This window comes from Moorena sp. SIO3I6, from assembly GCF_010672095.1.
In genome coordinates, this window is the sequence record NZ_JAAHHU010000002.1 from 1 (window position 1) to 19,497 (window position 19,497).

A 19,497-nucleotide genomic window follows, 5' to 3' on the forward strand; every position below is an offset into this window, starting at 1 on the left:
GGGATGGTCTTGCACCATCATGGTTATCAAGTTGTCATGGTTCAGTTTCCTGACCAGGCGGCTAATCCTCCAAGCTTTTTTTTAGGGCAAGGTTTCTAGCCAACGAATCGCACTCTCCTGAAGCGTTTAGGTCTTTGACGACCCAAGTTCCGGTGTGCCCCACCGTACTCAAAGCTCTTTTAAGGATGTTTATTGCGGCATTATGGTCTCTGTCTAACTGGCAGCCACACTTACAGGCGTGAGTCCTAGTTGATAGAGACTTTTTCACTACTTCGCCGCAATTGGAGCAATTCTGGCTGGTATAGGCGGGATTTACTGCAACCGTCACCTTCCCAAATTTCGTACCAAAGTGCTCCATCCATTTCCGAAATTGATACCAACCTGCATCATTAATAGACTTAGCTAAACAGTGATTTTTGGCTAGGTTTTTAACCCTTAAATCTTCATAGGCGACCAGATCGTTAGACCGGATTACGCAGCGCGCCGGAGACGAAACCTTAGAATAAAGAAGCCTTAATAACAAAGATTTAACCCTTTTATGCATAGCCGACTAACCATAAAGGCTTCTTTATTCTTACGGTAACTTCTAACCAGTCTCTTGGCGTGCTCTTCACGTTGCCTACTTATTTTAAGGTGATGTCTGCCTAGTCTATTAACTGCTTTTCTGCGATTGGATGAACCTTTCTTTTTTCTAGAAACTCTGCGCTGATAGAACTTAAGGCGCTTCTCTCCCGTCCTGTAAAAGCGGGGATTTGGTTCAGTTTCTCCAGCGGAATCAGTATAGAAATCTTTTAGTCCAACATCCAGCCCGATAGCCGTCCCAGTTGGTTCTAGATCTTCTTTGATGTCTACTGAAATACAAAACTGGATATAGTAGCCATCAGCCCGACGGACTATCCGAACCCGCTTAATCTGTTTTTTGTCGAAACGCCATAAGTCCCATTTACCTTTAAGTTTGAGCTTACCGATCCCCTTCAAGTCACTAAAGGTGATTGATTTATTGTCAGGAGACAACTTCCAGCCAGACTGCTTATACTCCACTGAACGGCAGTTTTTCTGGAATTTAGGAAAGCCTTTTTTGCCAGGTACTTTTTTCTTGCAGTTGTCAAAGAATCGAACGATTGACGACCATGCTCTCTCAGCGCTAGACTGTCGAGCGGTAGAGTTTAATTCATTGGCGAAAGGGAAGTTATTAGCCAGTACTGCACTGTATTTGTTGAGGTCAAATTTGCTGACCCCTTTATTGTCCATCCAGTACCTAAGACAGCTATTACGGATGAACTGGACTGTCCGAATAGCCTCATTGATCCCAGAGTATTGATGTTTGTTTCCTTTCGCCTTAAACTCTAGAATTATCATCAGTTTCTTAAAGTTACCGTAAGAATAGTGGAGCCTTATAACAACAGTTTTAACCCTTTTCGCATAGCCGACCAACCATAAAGGCTCCACTATTCTAAGGTTTCGTCTCTGACCTCAACTGTTTCTACTATTATTCTACAACATCCAGACTAAGATTCCAGATTTTCTCTAAATATTTTGATCACGGCGGCTAAAGACCGCGCTTGTTCCTTCATCCCCGGTCTAAAGACACGGGGTTTTCGGCTAATGGGGATTTTTATAATTCCCAAACAAGAGGTTTCCCTATCAGCCAGTGGCTAATGGCAAGTACCCGAAACTACCCACAGCGATACGCGATCGCGTAGCGTGGCCGTAGGCCAATCGCTGCTCTAGAATCGTTCGTTGTAGGAGGGATGTGATGCCTCTAGGGGTGTGGGTGCAATGGTTAAGAGGAAAGACGATAGTAGTACAAATGTTCTACTTGATTGTACTGAAACTCCAGTGGATAAGTCAAGGGCAAATTGCCCATGCTAGGCTGGAACTCAAGTAGCTTTGTCATATAAAAACACCTGAAACCCAGTTTATACAAGGGTTTCAGGCTTAATTTAATCAGGAGCAAAATCTAGGGAATCGGGAATCGGGAATCGGGAATCGGGAATCGGGAATCGGGAATCGGGAATCGGGAATCGGGAATCGGGAATCGGGAACAGGGAATAGGGAACAGAGCTGGTTGAGTGACTTTAGATCATGGCGTAGGTTGGGTTGAGGCAACGAAACCCAACAAAGCGTGAGGTGTTCGTTGGGTTAGCGATCGCGTAATCCAACCTACGGGAGAATCAGCATTTCAAGGGTCTTGTCAGTTAATCCCCGGTCCGGGGTGGGTGACCGGGTGTGGGGAAAATAGAAGGGAAAATCCCTCAATTCAATTCTCTGGAAGACATTCCCAACTGATATCCCAGGGCCTTTTTCTTCATGGTCTGGAAAATGTTGTAAAATCCATTAGCGCGAGAAGGGGTTAAACTAGCATTCAATCCTATGTCTTGAATAAAGTCAGGAGATAGGTTGACAATCTCTGTTGGCGTCAGTCCATTCAAGCCTTCAATCAACAACGCTACTAATCCTTTAACCAATTGGGCATCTGAGTCTCCCTGATACAAGACTTTGCCATCATCCAAGTTAGCGGTGATATAAACCTGGGACACGCAGCCAGGAACTTTGTTTTCTGGCACTTTATCAGTTTCTGGCATTGTCTGAAGCTTCTTGGCGTACCACAGCAACTGCTGATACCGTTGCTTGGGGTCTTTGCGGCGCTGAAAGCGTTCTACAATCCGAGCAAGAGCTTCTGGTAAAGGGCTTGAGGTGGCTGACATACCCAATGTTTAAAAAGGATTAACCATTTTATTTATAGCAGTTCTCAATACCGAATTGATAACTAGACTTCTTGCAGAAGTCGGGAACAGGGAATAGGGAACAGCGGATCTGGGAACAGGGAGGAGCTGATCAGGGTAGGTTTTTAACAAAGACGTGAGTATCAACTTTGGGGTGTGGGGTGTGGGGTGATTGGACTTGTCTTCCTTTTCCTCCCTACTCCCTACTCCCTACTCCCTACTCCCTAAAACCCAGGACTTTGTTCCGAACCGAATTAATAACTGTTATAACTGCATATTAGCTGATCAGTTGACATCCAGAGGAGTACAGAGTTTGTGAGCCAATATAAATCGTCAACGGTCAAGGGTCAACCGTCAACCTTTGATAAACAAAATCCTCGCCAGTTAGCATTCCTAGCTCTCCGGGATATTCATCGGCGGGGTGCTTTTGCTGATATTGCCCTGAATCGAGTGCTACACACTGCTCAGTTAACTGGTGCTGATCGGGGCTTAGTGACAGAATTAGTTTATGGTAGTGTCCGACGACAGCGCACTTTGGATGCTCTACTTGACCAGTTGGGCAAAAAGAAAGCGAATCAACAACCTCCAGATTTGCGCACTATACTTCACCTTGGACTATATCAGCTGCGCTATCAAGGCCGAATTCCTGCTTCAGCAGCGGTCAATACCACCGTTGACCTAGCTAAGAACAATGGCTTCAAAGGACTGGCAGGGGTGGTTAATGGTTTACTACGAAACTATGCCCGTTTAGCTGCCAATTCCCCTGACCCTTTGCAGTTGCCAGAAGGGGATATCGAGGGTTTGGGCATTTTACACAGTTTTCCCGATTGGATGATCGAGCTGTGGTTAGAACAGCTGGGAGCAGAGGAAACAGAACAGCTGTGTCAATGGTTTAACCAATCTCCTACTATTGACTTACGGGTAAATCCCCTCAAGGTGTCCATGGAGGAGGTGGAGGCAGGGATGCAATCTGCTGAAGTGGCTATTCAGCGGTTACCGACCTTGGTGTCTCACGAGGACGAGGGGAATGGTGAGATTATCCCTATTTTCAGCAATGCAGCTCAGGTCCCCCAAGCACTGCGGGTTGTGGGTGGTGTTGGTGCGATTCAAGAGCTACCGGGGTTTAAGGAGGGTTGGTGGACTGTTCAAGATTGTAGTGCCCAGCTGGTCAGTTATCTGCTAGACCCTCAACCTGGTGATGTGGTGATTGATGCCTGTGCTGCACCGGGGGGCAAGACAACTCATATTGCGGAATTAATGGCAGATCAGGGCAAGATTTGGGCATGCGATCGCTCGGCTTCCCGCCTCAAAAAAGTCCAACAGAATGCCGAACGGTTACAATTACAATCCATTCACATTACTACTGGTGATAGTCGCGATTGCCCTGAATTTACTAACATCGCTAATGCTGTGTTATTAGATGCTCCCTGTTCCGGTAATGGTACCCTTCACCGACGTCCTGATATTCGTTGGCGCATGACTCCAGAAAAAGTCCAGGAACTTACTGTTTTGCAAAAAGAATTGTTAGAGCATAGCGCAACTTGGGTCAAGCCCGGAGGTGTGTTAGTCTATGCTACCTGTACCTTAAATCCTCAAGAAAATGAGGGGGTAATACAATGGTTTCTGGAAGGTCATTCTCAGTGGCAAATTGAACCCCCTACTCTTTCGTTTCTTAAGGCTTTTTCAAGACCGGAAGGTTGGCTGAAAGTTGTGCCCTATCGAGACCAGATGGATGGTTTTTTTATGGTGCGGTTGAAGCGGATGATATAGGAAAGGGAACAGGGAACAGGGAATAGGGAATAGGGAGTAGGGAGTAGGGAGTAGGGAGTAGGGAGTAGGGAGTAGGGAACAAAAATTATCACAATTGATTGAGTTACCCTATAGCTACCGTTAGTTAGAGTGCTCTTGGAGCCAGTTGAGTAAGTCATCACTGGTGTTAAAATCCCAGATGGCTTTTGATAAACGGTCTAGGTCTTGGTTGGTCAAGGCTTCGATTAATGCGTTCGCGTAGCGTCGGCGAAGCCGAATCGCATTCCTGGTTAGTTGTCCAAAACGGCTCTCAAGCAGTCCCAATAGTAAATTTCTTTTCCCTTCTAGCCTTATTTCTTCTCGTCCTTCTTCTCGTCCTTCCCTTTTCGCGAAACTCCATGCACCTCGCCAGTCCCACAAGGCCATTTCCTGTTTCCAGATCTTTTCCAATTCTGACTCACTCAACCCCGCTTGATTCGCTATTGTTAAAGCTTGTTCTAGCTGTGGGATTTCCCTGAGCTGGTCAGGAATGATTTCTAAGTTGGGTGCTTCTTTGATAAAAAAGATCCACTTATCTATCACACTTTCCAATTCTTCCAGTTGCTTAGTAAATTTGGGGAGTTCCACAAACACCAGCTTTAATTCATTTTCCTGATAAGGCAAGTGGTCTTCTTCCTCTTGAAAGTAAAAACAGCTAATGACTTTTTCGGTTGAGGGGAATAACTTAAAATCCGTTATGGTTAAAGCAATGACCGGATTGAGATCGAAATATCCCTGTCCCGATTTAAGTTGATTTCCATAGGTTTTGCACAAGTTATAAACCACTCGCTTCTCGAAATCCTTTACATTCCAGATTTGGATCTCAATGATGACAGTCGTTTGATCTTCTAATACTGCCTTAACATCTAGATAAGTGTCTTTTAAATCTACTACATCCCCTGCGCTATAGGGATCAATAATTTCTAAATCCTGGATGACTGAATTACCGGAGTATATCATGGCATTTAGAAAGTAAATCAGAATATCTTTACTCTGATCTGAGCCAAAGATTTTCTTGAAAGCAAAGTCAGTTTTCGGGCTGATGAATCTCATGGTTTTACAGGTTTATATAGGGAACAGGGAATAGGGAATAGGGAATAGGGGAGAGTAGTAGGGTGGGCAAAAACAGTTTGGTTTTGTTGAGTATTAATGATTATATTACTTTGCCCACCCTACTTTATAATCTCACTCTTGCCTATTGCCTATTGCCTATTGCCTATTGCCTATTGCCTCTTCCCTATTCCCTATTCCCTGTTCCCTTGTCTATACTCAATCAAACTCCGGTGCCCACACCTCAACAATAGGTAATTCCCAACCAGGAAGCAATTCTGGTACTTGCAGCACATCCCCATCCCCCAGTACAACTTTATCCTGATTGAGGCGATAAACTTCCATGGTGCGAGTTCTCGGATCTACTAACACCCCAACTGTAGTTCCCAATTCCAGAAATTGCTGTATCTTCTGGCGCAATTTTGGTAGGCTATCGCTCTTAGATTTCACCTCAAATGTCAAATCAGGGACTAATTCGGCGTAATCTTCCGTAGTGCGAGGTAGACGTTCAGCTAAGATAAAAGACGCATCCGGGGCACGAACATCCCCATCTTTATTCGGTAAGCGAAAACCACCACTAGAACCAGAAACTCTTCCTAATTTGCGGGGTCTTACCCAGTTACGAAGTTGAGCAGCGATTTCTATGGCTACTTCATCGGATTCTAACCCTGAAGGACTCATAAAAATAATTTCTCCCCCTATTAATTCTATCTGATAATCAGGATGCTGTGCTTGCAGCGTTTCTAAATCTTTGACCGTTAAATTAGCCATGCTTAAAATCCTCCATCTACAGTTTTATTTTAGGGATTAGGGAGTAGGGAGTAGGGAGTAGGGAGCAGGGAGCAGGGAGTAGGGAGTAGGGAATAGGGAGTAGGGAGTAGGGAGTAGGGAGTAGGAGCAATTGCGTTTGTAATTGGGCAAAAATTCTAATATTTTTACCAAAATTACCACACTAAATACCCTCACCATACTAACCACATAAATCTCTTATTTATGTCCTATTTACTATTATAGCAATTTTAAATTTCGTAATAAAAAAAAATTCCTAAACCCCTTGACATTTGATTAACTTATTTATATATTAATAATATACACCATTTAAGGATACTGTTGATCATGACAAAAAACATTCCGCCTAACTCCGATGACAATCAAACTCCTGAAAACCCTGGTCGTAAACCTCAGAAAGTCAAGTACGTTTTGATCGGTTCTCCTGAACAAGTTCGGAATACAATTAATGCCATCTATGCCCTGAAATACGCCTATCCCGACGAGTGGAGCACTCCAGAACCTACTGAAAAGCCTGGTGAGGTTATGACCTTTTTGATTCGATATTTCTATGTAGACTAGGATAGGATTTTGCCAGGGTTTTGACGCCCTGGCGACTAGGAATTGTGGAGGTTATTTTGAAGCGATCAGCTTATGGGTTAGGTCACAGGCTGGAAGCCTGTGCCACAAAGCTGACCACTGAGTAATGTATTCGTTGATCAACAGTATCTAGATTTGAGCTGCGCTGTATTTGTGGTGGCTTACATAATAGAATTCGGTCAAGGATTGGGGTTAACCACAACTTGACCGATTTTTTTTTATTGGTATAGTTAGGGGAGTTCTAATTTGGTGAAGTCTGAAGTTTTGGGTTTTAGGGAGTAGGGAGTAGGGAGTAGGGAGCAGAAACAATAAGGAAAGTGTGAGAAGTTTGGGAGGGGGATGCGGGAATTTTATTATAATTTTTTCCTAATTTCAATGAAGGGGTGACTTCGTCAATAATTTATAAATCCTGGATCACTGAATTACCGGAGTAAATCATGGTATTTAGGAAGTAAATTACAATATACAGCCGTTTGCTAACATTTGCTAACCTAGTGGTAGCTTACAGGTTCAGACAACCATTCACCATATTGCTTCACCCTTACGTAAATCTGCCAATAGACCTTGCTTTTCTAACCGCGCACAAATAGCACTGAAAGGAGTGCCAGCCCTATAACTAGGCTTCCAGCTTGGATCCCTACTATGATGCAGGGCTACCAAATTCCAGTTAATATCAAAACATGGAGAACCAGCGGAACCGGGTTCGGTGTTGGTTTTATACTTAACCATGGTACCATTCTCGTTAATAGTAATAATAGCCTCGGTGTCAAAGGCCAATTTTAAGGGTTCGGCCTTGGCATGTTGCACTATAAACAGTGGAGTATTGGGCACAAACTGATAATATGGCTCTTGTGGTAACTCAATCCACTGGCGCTGTGGAGAATTGGGATCGGGATTTTTCCCTATCGGTTCTTCCCCAGGAACTCCATCTACTCTCAGCAAGGCATAATCCAATTCGTCAGGGGTTGGTAATGGATTGTTGGTATAAGGACTTTGATCAATTAGCCAGTCATCCTCTACTAAGCGATACTCTGTACCTGGGTTGATAATTTTGCTATCCCCTAACTGCTTGTAGTCAAAACGCAGGATAACATTGCTAGAGGTTGCTTGTTTTAAAATTACCGATTCCACCACATGGTAATTAGTAATAACCACATTGGACGCAATCAGAAAACCTGTCCCAAATTCACGACTATTATCGTTATTCGTAACTTCTACACGACAGACTTGCCCTTCAATTTGACCTAACCTTGCCCGCCACTGATTTACATCTAAAAAACAATTATTTTTCTTAATAAGTCTTTCTAATCGACCTCTTTCTGATAGCTGTGGTGGTATAACAATACCAAAATTAAACTCCTGGGCAAAGGCAAATAACGTTGGGTTACCTGGATTTGATTCACGGGCACCTACAATTAATTTATCAACCCATCCTTCTGCTTGGGCAGCTTTAATTAACTTAAATACAATTTCTTTTAAATTATCTCCCATTGCAATACTATCTAGATTTTTACTAAATTTAAAGTAAACTAATTCAGCAAGTATTGATTTTGATGGAAAAGCATCAAGTAAAGCATTCGTTAATTGTTGATATTGCGGTCCAGTTAGTTTAAAATTGGATGAAAGATTAGCTGATATAGGCTTTTTTAAGGCGGAAATTGGTTCATTAAAACGAGCATACTCTCTTCCTGATCGCCCTGAATTTTTTTTATTTTGTGGGGAATCCTGTTGAGCCTCACTTTTAGCTTCTTCTATTAACTCTTTATTTTTAATAAGTTCTTCAGCCAAACGAGCATACTCCCCTCCTAATCGCCCTAAGACTTGAGCCTTGAGGTGTGCAAAGGGACGAATTTTTTCTTCTAACCCATCATTACTTGCAGTTGCCGGTTTAAGTAAACGCGCTTCAAAGTCCTGTACTGATAACCCTAATTTCTTAGCAATAAACTCAGATACTGTATCAAGAACTGAAACGGTTTTACTAATGGGTACAGAATCTACTAATAACTCCCTTACCCCTGGCTTAAATTCGTACTCAATATAATCAGGATTTGAATTTTGGTCTACAGGGGTTATAGACTGGAGGAGTCCACTCATAAACACTTCCGCTACATGAATTTGTGCGGATTTTGGTAGCAGGGTTTGCTGAATTAGTTGCACTACAGGTAAACTAACGGGAGCAGCTGCCATTAATCCAGCTAACCGACGCGCCATAGGAGAAGCCGTAGCACGAAATCGACTAACTAATGCTGATGCTTCGGGTTGGTCTTGATTTGGTTTACGATCTACCTTTCTTCTCTGTGCGTGGGGGTCTTGGGATACATCAAAGTTAAACCCCACTGTTGTAACATTTCCCTGACCAGCAATTACCTGTGACCAGGCCAGTAGCGGGTAGGGTTCTAACGTAACCACGGGAACATTTACAGAGGATTTATTCTGAATAGACTTACTGTCATCTTGATCCCAAGGTTTAACAATCAACTGAGAATTGACAACTCCAGGACTAAAAGAATGCAGTTGCACTGATATTTCTGAAGCTAAAGCCGTGCGTTCCCAAAGCCGTTCAGGAAGTAGCTGAAGGATAGTAAGTAAACCATTGCGTCCCCACAACTCTAGCACTCGATGAATTAATTGTCTGCGCCAAGCCACAGAAATACAATCACTCACCAATAAAATTAAACGTTGTTTCTTCGGGTCAATTAATACCTCGGGAGGATAGGGAGTGGAATCATACCGACCCGTGCTAGTTTGAGAAAATAAGTTTACCTTGGTGTCAGTAATCCTTAATTCCCACGTGCGTACATCCCGAAATGCACCATGATGCTTGACTAAATGTTGCAGTTCAGTGATTGTCTGTTTCCAAATAGCAGTTGAACTAGTTTTTTCAACCAGCAACGCTAACTCTAACCATCGTTCCGAAGCGGGTTTCAGAACTGGAAGCCAAATGTTTGATTCTGCAATTTGGTAAACAGTAGCTTTTTCATCCAATATCGTTTCTGTAGCAGATGGGACTTTCCGCATTAACGGACGAAGTGCCCGTCCCAACGCCAGAGTATTTCTCAATGCTACCGCTGCTGGCACTTTAATCGGAATTGCTTCTCGACTTTCTTTAGTCTTTTTAGGTTTGGAAGAGCGTAGAGAAACATCAGCACCAGGTTTTTTGACTCCAGGTGATGATTTGTGCGTATCTGGTTGGATATCTGGATTTTTATTTGGGGGTTGCTGTGATTGGTCTTGGGATAGAGTTGATGGTTCTGACTCGTCTATTGACTCGTCTAGATGAACAGCCAACCAGAGAATTTCTGCTATTTCCCGAGCAGTTAAATCAAATCCTGCTTGTTGTAGAATAGCGATCGCTTCTTCAAGCATATCCCTTATATAGCAATTATTCTAATCATGACCTACAAATCTCTGGGTTTTAGGGAGCAGGGAGCAGGGAGCAGGCAAGAGACAAGAGTCAAAAAATCCTGTTTACCTCATAGCTATTATAAACACTATATACTACTGAGGGACCGTAGCAATTGGTCAATTAACCTTTTTTTGTTCTGGTCTTTGTCTTCGTCTTGAGAGTCACCCATGGGAGCATCCTCTGTATTAACTGTGTTAGTTAACAGATAAATGGCATTGAGCAATTGGTCTGTAGCCAAGTCTCCTTTATCCTTATCCCGTCGATTGATAAATTTTTCAATAATTGGTTTGGCTTGTTCAATACTATCCCCTAAGTGAGCTTTGACAATCGCTTCTAATTCCTTGGGAGTTGGTTCCAGTAAATCTAATCGTAAACAGCGTCGTAAAAAAGCCGGGGGAAATGCCTTCTCTCCGTTACTGGTAAGGACTACAAAAGGAAAGGCTTTACAGGTTACCTTTCCGCTATGGATGGTTGTCTTTTGATTATCCCAGGTTTTGACATCAATGTTTGCAAACCGGTCACTGATTCGTGTTAATTCTGGGATTTCAAATTTGCCTTCTTCAAAAATAGTCAATAAATCATTGGGTAAATCAATATCGCTTTTATCCATTTCATCAATTAATAATACCCTCGGCTTCTTTGAGTCTTTGGGATCAGTTGAGGGGAGTAACGCTGTTCCCAAGGGACCCAATTGAATATACTTACCAATGTCTGCTAAATTATCCTTGTCGCTGCCTTGAGCATCTTGTAATCTACCAATAGCATCATAACTATAAAGTCCTTGCTGTAAATGGGAGCGAGTGGTAATATTCCAACGTAACACTTCTCCTAATTGTAACTCTTCAGCGACTGCATAGGCTAACGATGTTTTTCCTGTGCCTGGTTTTCCCGTTACTAATAACGGACGACGTAGATACAACGCTGCATTGACTAACTCTATTGCCTCTGGCCTGGTCTGATAGGTTTTACCCCGTTTTTTTTTCTCAAATTTCCGCCAGCTAGGAGGCTCAGGAAGGCGTTCAATACCATTGTGGGGTTCTTCGGGAGTTCCGCGAAAGATTTTCCAAGAGTTATTAGTCATGGCGTTGTATAGTTAATATTGTCGATAATATCGTCGATAACCTGGGTTGGTATTAGATAGGGGTCTTCCCACAAAAGAGTAAGATGATGTCCGATATATTCTTGTTTATTCTTCGCGTTGGAACAAGCTTCTGAACGTTTTTCTATTACCTTTTCGGGAAGTTCATTTATTTTACAATTGAGTAATTTATCGAGTTCATCTTGATCATTTTTAGTTTCACAATTATTTTTTCTTAGCCATAAAGCCACTGGTATTCCCTTCCCTTCAATCACACCATATATCTTATTAGATGGAGGTTTATATAATTTTAATGCTATCTCATATCTTGGTATATTATTTTCTCTTGGTGGCCAAGACAAAAAATGGGTTAATTTCCTAGAATCATTAAAATTACTAATATCACAAAATTGAGCATGACAGCAAACTTCACAACTCTCTTTGAGTGTTTTCCATTTTTTTTCCCACTCTTGTTGGTATCCAGGATAGTCTTTCAACATTTCCAAACGTTTTATAGAGCGAATTACTACGCAATACTCACTACCAATAACAATTGGTTCATCATACTTATCTTGAATCTTAATTATGTCAAATTTATATTTCAATAGTTGACGATTAACCAAAAATACAATTATTGGTTTAGGTATTTTTTTAGGATAGTTAGATCGAGTTAACTGGTTGAGAAAATCTTTTATTAAAGTGGGTAAATCATTTTTAATAGAGATAACATTTTTTCCATAGTTTTTATCATATTCTCGACAATGTTCTAACTTTTTAAATGGTTTATCTCGTGAGTAATTATCATTAATTTTTTCATAAATAGCCCAAGCTGATACTAAATATCTTTTTTGACGTTGTTGGCAATATTGCTTACTGGAATCTAGCTTGATAAGCAGATAAGGTTGTGCATCTAAGTTGGGTTGCTGATAATTTTGAGAGTCACTGCTACTCTGAGATAATAAATCAGAAGGGTTATTGGCATTTTTTTCTAACCATTGCTTGAGTTTCTCAGCAGTTGGCTCGGGAATATCTCCAGTTTCTAATAAACGATCGACAAATTGTACAATAGGTTTTTCATTATCAGTTCCTTGAGCTATCTCATGCAAATTTTCTAGAATTTTAGCTAAACTTTCCAGGGGTTCATCTTCCCAATCATCGAAATGATTAGGACAACAAGCTTTATAAGCCTGTTGGATTGGTTCGATAATATTGTTTGGTAAAGGAAATAAGATGGTTAGTAAACTAGGCGGAATTTTAAATTCTTGAGAATATAGTTTTTTTAATTCAGAATTACGTGGATTTTCGTTAAGTGCTCCATCAAGTAAGTTTTCTAAACTATTCCTAGTCTGAAAATCTTGTACTAGGTTGTAAACAATTTCCTTCAAATTGCCACCACTAGCAACCTGTGCCAGATTTTGACTGAATTGATGTCGTAGCATCATTGCTAATTTCATTTCACTAGGGAAAGCACTACACAGTGCTGACTCTATCTGCGCGAGGAGATGACCAGGGGTATTTCCACCATTCATTTACAGTTACTTCAATCGTTTAAGGGATAGATGTGCCAAAAATTGATTACAACTCAATACAATAATAATCCAAATTACCTTGTCCCGGACCCTGACCCCACTGTGAATCAGGTTTCCAAGCACCATTGGGTTCTTTGCGACAGCGAGTGTGGACAGTGAGCTCATTACCTTCAAATGTCAGTAGATTATATTGCCAAGGATAACCGGTTACGAGTTCTTTGGTCGGTGCGCCAAAGGTACCAGCACAAATTCCGTCGAGTTTGCGCCCATCTCGGCTGAGGTCGTAACGGAAAAGGCTGGTTTCGGCTTTATGGATATGTCCGTGGAGGAAGAAGCGGAATCCAGCAACGGCTAGTTGTTGGATGAATGCTTGGTCGGTAATGCGATCGCTTCCGTCACTATTGAGGGGATGGTGCCAAACCGCTATTTTCAGGCAGTTGTCGTACTCTTTGTTACGGCGAATCTCAGTCAGGGCGTTACTCAGAGCACCGGAGTGGATACTAGCACGGGTTTTGAAGTGATGATCCAGTTCCCAAGCTGAGTTTAGTCCTAGGATCAGCAAGTTTTGCTCTGGGAGATGGTCGATAATGGCTTGCTGGTCATAGTCGAGGGGATACGGTTCATTTTTGATAGTTTTATAGAATTGGCTGAAGTGGGCAAAGCGTTGTTTGTATTTAGCTTCGTCTGGGACTCCAATCAGCTCTTCACGTTTGATATAGTGACCCTCTTTTAGTTCACCCTCGTAGTTTTCGCGATACAAAAACTGATAAGCCTGCTTTGCTAGTGTCCAGTTTAGGTCATGGTTACCCGGAACTAGAACAATTTTCTCTGGGTCTAGGGAGAAGTCTTGGCGGAGGTTGTCAAGAAACTGTTGTGCAGCGTCGTATTCTTCTGCGGTGGAATAATTAGCGATATCACCCGATAGGATCAAAGCATCAAGGTGAGGGATTTGAAGTTCGTAGCTGAGGTCTTGGGCGAGTTGGTTTGACCAAAGGGTAGCTTGCTCAGGGGTGGTTATATGGAGGTCCGAGAGGTGGAGGATATGGGTGGTTTTACAGGATGTTTTCCCACTCCTCGCCGTCCCAGGGCTCAAATCATGCTTGGCATTTTTTTCTAACCATTGCTTTAGTTGAACACCAATTGGGTTGGGAATATCTTCAGTTTCTAATAAACGAGCGCCAAATTGTATAATAGGTATTTCCTGATCATTGTAGTATTGAGGTATTTTATCTAAATTTTTTAGAATTTCCTCTAAACTTTCAGGGATTTCCTCTGCCGAATTATATAATAAATCAGCACAACAAACTTGATAAGCCTGTTGCATTTGCGTCATAAAGTTGTTTTCTAAAGGAAGCAATAAGTTTACTAAACTAGTTGTAATTTTAAATTTTTCTTTAATTGCCTTTAACTCAGCATTCTTGGGATTTTCTTTAAGAGCGTTCTTAATTAATTTTTCTAAACTATTCCTAGTCTTAAAATATTCTACTAGGTTGTAAACAATTTCATTCAAATTGCCACCACTAGCAACCTGTGCCAGATTTTGACTGAATTGATGTCGTAGCATCATTGCTAATTTCATTTCACTAGGGAAAGCACTACACAGTGCTGACTCTATCTGCTCGAGGAGATAACCAGGGGGATTTCCAGCATTCATTGATGGTTACTTCAATATCTGTGAACAATAGAAGTTAATACTCTGACTCTAATTAAGTATCTACACTCTGATTATACCGAGTTCCGTAAATTTTGCTTTATTTGCTGGCATTTGGCAACCTGGTGGTGGTTTACAGGTTCAGACAACCATTCACCACATTGCTTCACCCTTACGTAAATTTGTCAATAACCCTTGCTTCTCTAATCGCGCACAAATAGCACTGAAAGGACTGCCAGCGTTATAACTAGGTTTCCAGCTTGGGTCACCACTATGATGCAGCGCTACTAAATTCCAGTTAATATCAAAACATGGAGAACCAGAGGAACCGGGTTCGGTATTGGTTTTATACTTAACCGTTGTCCCATTCTCGTTAATAGTAATAATAGCCTCGGTGTCAAAGGCTATTTTTAAGGGTTCGGCCTTGGGATGCTGCACGATAAACAGTGGAGTATTGGGCACAAACTGATAAGGCTCTTGTGGTAACTCAATCCACTGGCGCTTGGGAGAATCGGGATCGGGATTTTTCCCAATCGGTTCGTTCCCAGGAGCTCCATCTACTCTCAGCAAGGCATAATCCAATTCGTCAGGGGTTGGTAACGGATTGTTGGTATAACGACTTTGATCAATTAGCCAGTCATCCTCTACTAAGCGATACTCTGTACCTGGGTTGATAACTTTACCATCCCCTAACTGCTTGTAGTCAAAACGCAGGATAACATTACTAGACGTTGCTTGTTCTAAAATTACCGATTCCACCACATGGTAATTAGTAATAACCACATTGGGCGCAATCAGAAAACCTGTCCCAAATTCACGACTATTATCGTTATTCGTAACTTCGACACGACAGACTTGCCCTTCAATTTGACCTAACCTTTCCCGCCACCGATTTACGTCTAAAAAAGAATTGGTTTTCTTAATAAGTTTTTCTAATCCACCTCTTGCGGATAGGGGGTGAGGCAGAGTAATAGCAAGATTCAACTCCAGAGCAATGGCGAATAACTTTGGGTTACCTGGATTTGATTGATGGGCACGGTGAATTAATTCATCAACCCATCCTTCGGCTTCTGCGGTTTCAATTAACCTAAACACTATTGCTTGTAAATCATTACCCATTGCTATGGCATTCAGGTTTTTATTAAACCTGAATCTTACTACTTCAGCCAATCTTTGCTGATTGGTAAATGCATCAATTAAAGCATTCGTTAATTGTTGATATTGCTGTCCAGTTAGTTTCATTTAGCATTTACATGTGAGTTGTGAACAGAATCCCTTAGGAAAAGACAAGAGGCAAAAAAAACTCTGTACCTAATTAACCTTATAAATTTTATAGCAATTCTGATCAATGTTTTTTACACAACAGCATCTTGACATTACTATTTTATGAATATATAGTTATAAAATATAGTAGGTAAGGATATGTCCCCTCAACACTAGGGTTTTTGACCTACAGCACTTTAAATTCTTAACTACAGTAAAAAAAGTTAGCTTAAGGACAGACAGCGATGTCAATTCGTCAACTGTTTGATCAAGACACCTGGACATACACCTATTTGGTAGCTGACTCCAGCACAAAGGAGGCTGTTCTGATTGACCCTGTTCTGGAGCAGGTGGAGCGTGATTCTCAGCTAATCCAAGAACTCGGTCTCACCTTGAGATTTTGTCTAGAAACTCACATTCACGCCGATCACATTACTGGAACTGGAAAACTTCGAGAATTGACTGGGTGCAAGGGGATGGTTCCAGAAAATGCAACTGCTGCTTGTGCAGATGGACATGTTAAAGATGGTGAAGTTTTACAGGTCGGCAGCTTAGAAATTAAGGCAATTGAAACCCACGGTCATACCGATAGCCACATGGCCTATTTGGTGAACCAGACTCACTTGTTCACAGGAGATGCCTTGTTTATCCGAGGCTGTGGTCGAACCGATTTCCAAAATGGTGATGCTGGCACACTTTATGATAACGTCACCCAGCGACTGTTTACATTACCGGATCAGACATTGGTTTACCCGGGACATGACTACAAAGGGCATACTGTATCCACCATCGGTGAAGAAAAACGTTTTAATCCTCGTTTTGTGGGTAAAGATCGCAATGGCTTTATCCAGTTTATGAACAATCTCAATTTGCCAGATCCTAAAAAGATGATGGAAGCCGTTCCAGCCAATGAAGAATGTGGGCAAGTTGCACAAGTTGCCTAAGATGCCTGGTCTCTAGGGATACAGCACATATAGCAATTCTCAGAGTCATGAGCGACATTGCTGATCCCTTTAAGGCAATAGGCAATAGGCATGCTAGCAATAGTAAAGAGGGTTTTAAGCGATGCAGCGCGGTCTTGGGGGTTCCCCCGGAGACAAAACCTTAGACAGTTGAGCCTTTATGGTTGGTAGGCTATGCAGAAAAGGGGTAAAACTTATTGATTAAGGCTCAACTGTCTTACGGTAACTTCAAACCATGAGCGACTGCATCAAGACAGGGAATCAGTGTCAAATAAGACTGTACCTCATAACTGCGAGAAACGCTATATGACATGTAAATCACCTTTTTTTATTTTTTGATTGGACAATAAAATAGAGGCTCTATTTCCCCTCTTACCTCTTGCCTCTTGAAGATTTCCACAACCGTTGCTCCCCACCCTGCTAACTCCCTACTCCCTACTCCCTACTCCCTACTCCCTACTCCCTACTCCCGATTCCCGACTCCCTACTCCCGACTCCCTACTCCCTACTCCCTACTCCCTACTCCCTATACTCTATTCAAAAAATAGCTTTCAGGAAAATATTCACTAATCATCATCACCGATTGGTGATTAGAAAAGACGCAATAGGTACGAAAAAGCAAATTTGCTTCCGGTTCAATCTGGAAATAATCAGCTAATTCGTTAGCAGGCTTTTTTCCAGTATCCACAATTTCTTTAAAGGTCTCGAATCTCTGCTCTCGCCAGATTTTGCCAATGGGGGTTTTAGTTTTAAGTAAATCTTTTTGAAAGTACTCATCTAGACGATCAATAACAATAATTGACTCAGCATAGATATAATTCTTGCGACTTATTTTACCCTGTAATAGTATTTTCCTATCAAGTACTGAGCTTCCTTTATTTAATTGCATTGGATCTATATCATCAGTTGTCGTTACCAATTCTTCCGACAACTTAACTAGACGAATCTGTTCAAACAGATAGGCTTCCAACATATCGGTTACTGTGCCATCTGTCGTTAAGATAATTCTTTGGAAAATACTCAGATTCGAGGGGTCTATATAACTTCGATTTAGGGATTGCTGTAGATCATTTCTCATTTTTAATAGCAATTATTATTGGGGTGAGGTATTAATTTTTGGGTTTTAGGGAGTAGGGAGTAGGGAGTAGGGAATCGGGAATCGGGAATCGGGAGTCGGGAATCGGGAGTCGGGAGTCGGGAATCGGGAGTGTGGGGCGGGAGTCGGGAGTGTGGGAAGTTTGGGGAGGGTGGGGAGTGGGAAAAAATTATCCAAGCTCTTTCCTACTTTTCCCTGTTCCCTATTCCCTGTTCCCTATTTCCTTGTACCTATAACACCAAAAAATTTTCCAAGGTCTTTCCTACTGCTCCGAAGTCCCTGCTCCCTGCTCCCTTGATAAAAACGCTATATCTAGCGTTTATTGCATGTATGAGGTACAATTATCAACCTCAAAGTCCACCTTTTTAAGGGGGACCAACGGGGGATCCCTTTGTACCTCATGGGAAAGAAAATTGCTATATATATCCTGCGCCACCTTTCGATATTTGCGATTTTACAAATACTTCCGCAATATCAACTCCAACTTCTCCTTAGTTGCTTCTGGAGCTTGATCTAAGGGAGTGAAAATAGCATGCTTCAAGGCGGAATGGGCTTTAGAAACGGGTGGATTTTCAACTAACCGGCGCACTGTCTCTTGAATCACCTTCTGAGCATTAATCGCATTGCGCTGTAGATTATCAAGTATCATATTCACGGTGACATGGTCATGATCCTCATGCCAGCAATCATAATCCGTGACTAGGGCGAGGGTAGCATAGGCAATTTCCGCCTCCCGTGCTAACTTGGCCTCTGGCAAATTGGTCATGCCAATTACTTTTGCGCCCCAACTCCGGTAGAGATTAGATTCGGCCATCGTGGAAAATGCTGGCCCTTCCATGCACAGATAAGTCCCACCGTTATGTACGGTCACCTCTGGTAACTCCAAACTTGCGATCGCATCCACTAAAATTCCCGCCAGTTGGTTGCACACCGGGTGTCCAAACCCAATATGAGCCACAATCCCTTCCCCGAAAAAGGTCGAAACCCGATTCTTCGTGCGGTCAATAAACTGATCCGGTACCAGCATATCTAAGGGTTTGACCTCTTCCTGGAGAGAACCCACTGCTGAGGCAGAAATGATATACTCCACGCCTAACTGCTTCATGGCATAGATATTGGCTCGGAAGGGTAACTCGGAAGGCATCAAATGATGATTGCGACCATGACGAGATAAGAAAGCCACAGTAGTTCCTTCTAGGGTTCCCACCATCAAGGCATCGGAGGGAGAACCAAAGGGGGTTTCAATGGGTACCTCCTGCACATCCTTGAGAGCAGCCATTTTGTAAAGTCCGCTACCGCCAATAATCCCAATTTGTGCTTTTACCATGGTGTTTGTGCTTGCTGTGCCTCAGTCCAACGCTTTGTTATTTTACCAATTGTATTAATTTTTGTTAAGGGATTTTAGGGGAAGAGTGTGGGGAGATAGGGGAGTGTGGGGAGATAGGGGAGAGGGGAGACGTAGTTTTCGATGAAGTTGGTATTTTAAGACTATTTTTGTTGATCAGCCATGTTGGTAATCATTTATTACTCGAATGAAGACTTCTGAGCAAAACCAAAAGAGCGATGCTCTGAAAGAGCCG

Annotated in this window: 22 protein-coding genes and 1 pseudogene; 6 read left to right on the forward strand and 17 right to left on the reverse strand. The window is 42.2% G+C overall.

Features of this window, described 5'->3' with window-relative positions; all coding sequences use genetic code 11:
• Positions 1-61 precede the first annotated feature (61 nt).
• From F6K49_RS00690 to F6K49_RS00710, 5 genes and pseudogenes are all read right to left on the reverse strand, one after another.
• Positions 62-484: pseudogene (locus tag F6K49_RS00690) on the reverse strand (transposase); the annotation flags it as partial.
• A 29-nt stretch (positions 485-513) separates the two neighbouring features.
• Positions 514-1,359: a transposase gene (locus F6K49_RS00695; protein ID WP_293038110.1), complete on the reverse strand. Its 846-nt coding sequence runs from the start codon at positions 1,357-1,359 to the stop codon at positions 514-516.
• 588 nt (positions 1,360-1,947) lie between these two features.
• Positions 1,948-2,109, reverse strand: coding sequence for a hypothetical protein (locus F6K49_RS00700; RefSeq protein ID WP_293038102.1), 162 nt, complete (start codon positions 2,107-2,109; stop codon positions 1,948-1,950).
• A 146-nt stretch (positions 2,110-2,255) separates the two neighbouring features.
• Positions 2,256-2,708 (reverse strand): SufE family protein, encoded by a 453-nt coding sequence (locus F6K49_RS00705; RefSeq protein WP_075897267.1) that lies wholly within the window; start codon positions 2,706-2,708, stop codon positions 2,256-2,258.
• A gap of 9 nt (positions 2,709-2,717) precedes the next feature.
• Positions 2,718-2,858, reverse strand: a complete 141-nt coding sequence (locus F6K49_RS00710) for a hypothetical protein (protein WP_293038096.1) — start codon at positions 2,856-2,858, stop codon at positions 2,718-2,720.
• Positions 2,859-2,875: 17 nt separating this feature from the next.
• Between F6K49_RS00710 and F6K49_RS00715 the strand changes: the two genes are divergently transcribed.
• Complete coding sequence (locus tag F6K49_RS00715; RefSeq protein WP_293093218.1) at positions 2,876-3,007, forward strand: hypothetical protein; 132 nt, start codon at positions 2,876-2,878, stop codon at positions 3,005-3,007.
• Between the two features lie 34 nt (positions 3,008-3,041).
• Positions 3,042-4,496, forward strand: a complete 1,455-nt coding sequence (gene rsmB / locus F6K49_RS00720; protein WP_293093221.1) for a 16S rRNA (cytosine(967)-C(5))-methyltransferase RsmB — start codon at positions 3,042-3,044, stop codon at positions 4,494-4,496.
• Here the strand turns inward: rsmB and F6K49_RS00725 are convergent.
• Positions 4,442-4,654 (reverse strand): hypothetical protein, encoded by a 213-nt coding sequence (locus F6K49_RS00725; RefSeq protein WP_293093224.1) that lies wholly within the window; start codon positions 4,652-4,654, stop codon positions 4,442-4,444. The two genes, rsmB and F6K49_RS00725, sit on opposite strands and share 55 nt — an antisense overlap.
• Positions 4,617-5,567: an Rpn family recombination-promoting nuclease/putative transposase gene (locus F6K49_RS00730; protein ID WP_293093227.1), complete on the reverse strand. Its 951-nt coding sequence runs from the start codon at positions 5,565-5,567 to the stop codon at positions 4,617-4,619. Before F6K49_RS00730 ends, F6K49_RS00725 begins: the two co-directional genes overlap by 38 nt.
• A gap of 62 nt (positions 5,568-5,629) precedes the next feature.
• On the opposite strand from F6K49_RS00730, the gene F6K49_RS00735 reads away from it, so the two are divergent.
• On the forward strand, positions 5,630-5,818 hold the full coding sequence (locus F6K49_RS00735; protein ID WP_293093230.1) for a hypothetical protein: 189 nt from the start codon (positions 5,630-5,632) through the stop codon (positions 5,816-5,818).
• Here F6K49_RS00735 and F6K49_RS00740 read toward each other — a convergent pair.
• Together F6K49_RS00740 and F6K49_RS00745 are read right to left on the reverse strand one after the other, a co-directional pair.
• On the reverse strand, positions 5,784-6,335 hold the full coding sequence (locus tag F6K49_RS00740; RefSeq protein ID WP_293066181.1) for a Uma2 family endonuclease: 552 nt from the start codon (positions 6,333-6,335) through the stop codon (positions 5,784-5,786). The two genes, F6K49_RS00735 and F6K49_RS00740, sit on opposite strands and share 35 nt — an antisense overlap.
• A 36-nt stretch (positions 6,336-6,371) precedes the next feature.
• Positions 6,372-6,533, reverse strand: a complete 162-nt coding sequence (locus F6K49_RS00745; RefSeq protein WP_293093233.1) for a hypothetical protein — start codon at positions 6,531-6,533, stop codon at positions 6,372-6,374.
• Positions 6,534-6,680: 147 nt separating this feature from the next.
• On the opposite strand from F6K49_RS00745, the gene F6K49_RS00750 reads away from it, so the two are divergent.
• Positions 6,681-6,914 (forward strand): hypothetical protein, encoded by a 234-nt coding sequence (locus F6K49_RS00750; protein WP_075897255.1) that lies wholly within the window; start codon positions 6,681-6,683, stop codon positions 6,912-6,914.
• A 540-nt stretch (positions 6,915-7,454) separates the two neighbouring features.
• On the opposite strand, the gene F6K49_RS00755 is transcribed toward F6K49_RS00750, so the two are convergent.
• The 5 genes from F6K49_RS00755 to F6K49_RS00775 form a co-directional block, all read right to left on the reverse strand.
• The gene (locus tag F6K49_RS00755; protein ID WP_293093238.1) at positions 7,455-10,298 is read right to left on the reverse strand and encodes an SAV_2336 N-terminal domain-related protein; all 2,844 of its coding nucleotides are present in this window, start codon (positions 10,296-10,298) and stop codon (positions 7,455-7,457) included.
• 125 nt (positions 10,299-10,423) lie between these two features.
• Positions 10,424-11,419, reverse strand: coding sequence for a MoxR family ATPase (locus tag F6K49_RS00760; protein WP_293093241.1), 996 nt, complete (start codon positions 11,417-11,419; stop codon positions 10,424-10,426).
• On the reverse strand, positions 11,416-12,945 hold the full coding sequence (locus F6K49_RS00765) for an effector-associated domain EAD1-containing protein (protein WP_293093244.1): 1,530 nt from the start codon (positions 12,943-12,945) through the stop codon (positions 11,416-11,418). The genes F6K49_RS00760 and F6K49_RS00765 overlap by 4 nt, the downstream gene beginning before the upstream one ends.
• A gap of 46 nt (positions 12,946-12,991) precedes the next feature.
• Entirely contained in the window at positions 12,992-14,599 is a 1,608-nt protein-coding gene (locus tag F6K49_RS00770) for an effector-associated domain EAD1-containing protein (protein ID WP_293093247.1), read from the reverse strand.
• Positions 14,600-14,749: 150 nt separating this feature from the next.
• Positions 14,750-15,838 carry an effector-associated domain EAD1-containing protein gene (locus F6K49_RS00775; RefSeq protein ID WP_293093250.1) on the reverse strand — a complete coding sequence of 363 codons (1,089 nt, stop codon included), beginning with the start codon at positions 15,836-15,838 and terminating at the stop codon, positions 14,750-14,752.
• Between the two features lie 266 nt (positions 15,839-16,104).
• Here F6K49_RS00775 and F6K49_RS00780 point away from each other — a divergent pair, with 266 nt between their 5' ends.
• Positions 16,105-16,803, forward strand: a complete 699-nt coding sequence (locus F6K49_RS00780) for an MBL fold metallo-hydrolase (protein WP_293093253.1) — start codon at positions 16,105-16,107, stop codon at positions 16,801-16,803.
• A 404-nt stretch (positions 16,804-17,207) separates the two neighbouring features.
• On the forward strand, positions 17,208-17,369 hold the full coding sequence (locus tag F6K49_RS00785; protein ID WP_293093256.1) for a hypothetical protein: 162 nt from the start codon (positions 17,208-17,210) through the stop codon (positions 17,367-17,369).
• On the opposite strand, the gene F6K49_RS00790 is transcribed toward F6K49_RS00785, so the two are convergent.
• The 3 genes from F6K49_RS00790 to F6K49_RS00800 all read right to left on the reverse strand — a co-directional run bounded on the left by F6K49_RS00790 (position 17,348) and on the right by F6K49_RS00800 (position 19,244).
• Entirely contained in the window at positions 17,348-17,899 is a 552-nt protein-coding gene (locus F6K49_RS00790; RefSeq protein WP_293093259.1) for a chorismate pyruvate-lyase family protein, read from the reverse strand. The genes F6K49_RS00785 and F6K49_RS00790 overlap by 22 nt on opposite strands.
• Before the next feature lie 45 nt (positions 17,900-17,944).
• Positions 17,945-18,094: a hypothetical protein gene (locus F6K49_RS00795; protein ID WP_293093262.1), complete on the reverse strand. Its 150-nt coding sequence runs from the start codon at positions 18,092-18,094 to the stop codon at positions 17,945-17,947.
• Positions 18,095-18,371: 277 nt separating this feature from the next.
• Positions 18,372-19,244: an S-methyl-5'-thioadenosine phosphorylase gene (locus F6K49_RS00800; RefSeq protein WP_293093264.1), complete on the reverse strand. Its 873-nt coding sequence runs from the start codon at positions 19,242-19,244 to the stop codon at positions 18,372-18,374.
• Between the last annotated feature and the right edge of the window lie 253 nt (positions 19,245-19,497).

Coding starts and splice junctions, on each gene's coding strand:
- F6K49_RS00695 (WP_293038110.1), bottom strand. CDS start 1,359: ATGATAATTCTAGAGTTTAAGGCGAAAGGAAACAAACATCAATACTCT.
- F6K49_RS00705 (WP_075897267.1), bottom strand. CDS start 2,708: ATGTCAGCCACCTCAAGCCCTTTACCAGAAGCTCTTGCTCGGATTGTA.
- F6K49_RS00725 (WP_293093224.1), bottom strand. CDS start 4,654: ATGACTTACTCAACTGGCTCCAAGAGCACTCTAACTAACGGTAGCTAT.
- F6K49_RS00730 (WP_293093227.1), bottom strand. CDS start 5,567: ATGAGATTCATCAGCCCGAAAACTGACTTTGCTTTCAAGAAAATCTTT.
- F6K49_RS00740 (WP_293066181.1), bottom strand. CDS start 6,335: ATGGCTAATTTAACGGTCAAAGATTTAGAAACGCTGCAAGCACAGCAT.
- F6K49_RS00745 (WP_293093233.1), bottom strand. CDS start 6,533: ATGGTGAGGGTATTTAGTGTGGTAATTTTGGTAAAAATATTAGAATTT.
- F6K49_RS00750 (WP_075897255.1), top strand. CDS start 6,681: ATGACAAAAAACATTCCGCCTAACTCCGATGACAATCAAACTCCTGAA.
- F6K49_RS00755 (WP_293093238.1), bottom strand. CDS start 10,298: ATGCTTGAAGAAGCGATCGCTATTCTACAACAAGCAGGATTTGATTTA.
- F6K49_RS00760 (WP_293093241.1), bottom strand. CDS start 11,419: ATGACTAATAACTCTTGGAAAATCTTTCGCGGAACTCCCGAAGAACCC.
- F6K49_RS00765 (WP_293093244.1), bottom strand. CDS start 12,945: ATGAATGGTGGAAATACCCCTGGTCATCTCCTCGCGCAGATAGAGTCA.
- F6K49_RS00770 (WP_293093247.1), bottom strand. CDS start 14,599: ATGAATGCTGGAAATCCCCCTGGTTATCTCCTCGAGCAGATAGAGTCA.
- F6K49_RS00775 (WP_293093250.1), bottom strand. CDS start 15,838: ATGAAACTAACTGGACAGCAATATCAACAATTAACGAATGCTTTAATT.
- F6K49_RS00780 (WP_293093253.1), top strand. CDS start 16,105: ATGTCAATTCGTCAACTGTTTGATCAAGACACCTGGACATACACCTAT.
- F6K49_RS00790 (WP_293093259.1), bottom strand. CDS start 17,899: ATGAGAAATGATCTACAGCAATCCCTAAATCGAAGTTATATAGACCCC.
- F6K49_RS00800 (WP_293093264.1), bottom strand. CDS start 19,244: ATGGTAAAAGCACAAATTGGGATTATTGGCGGTAGCGGACTTTACAAA.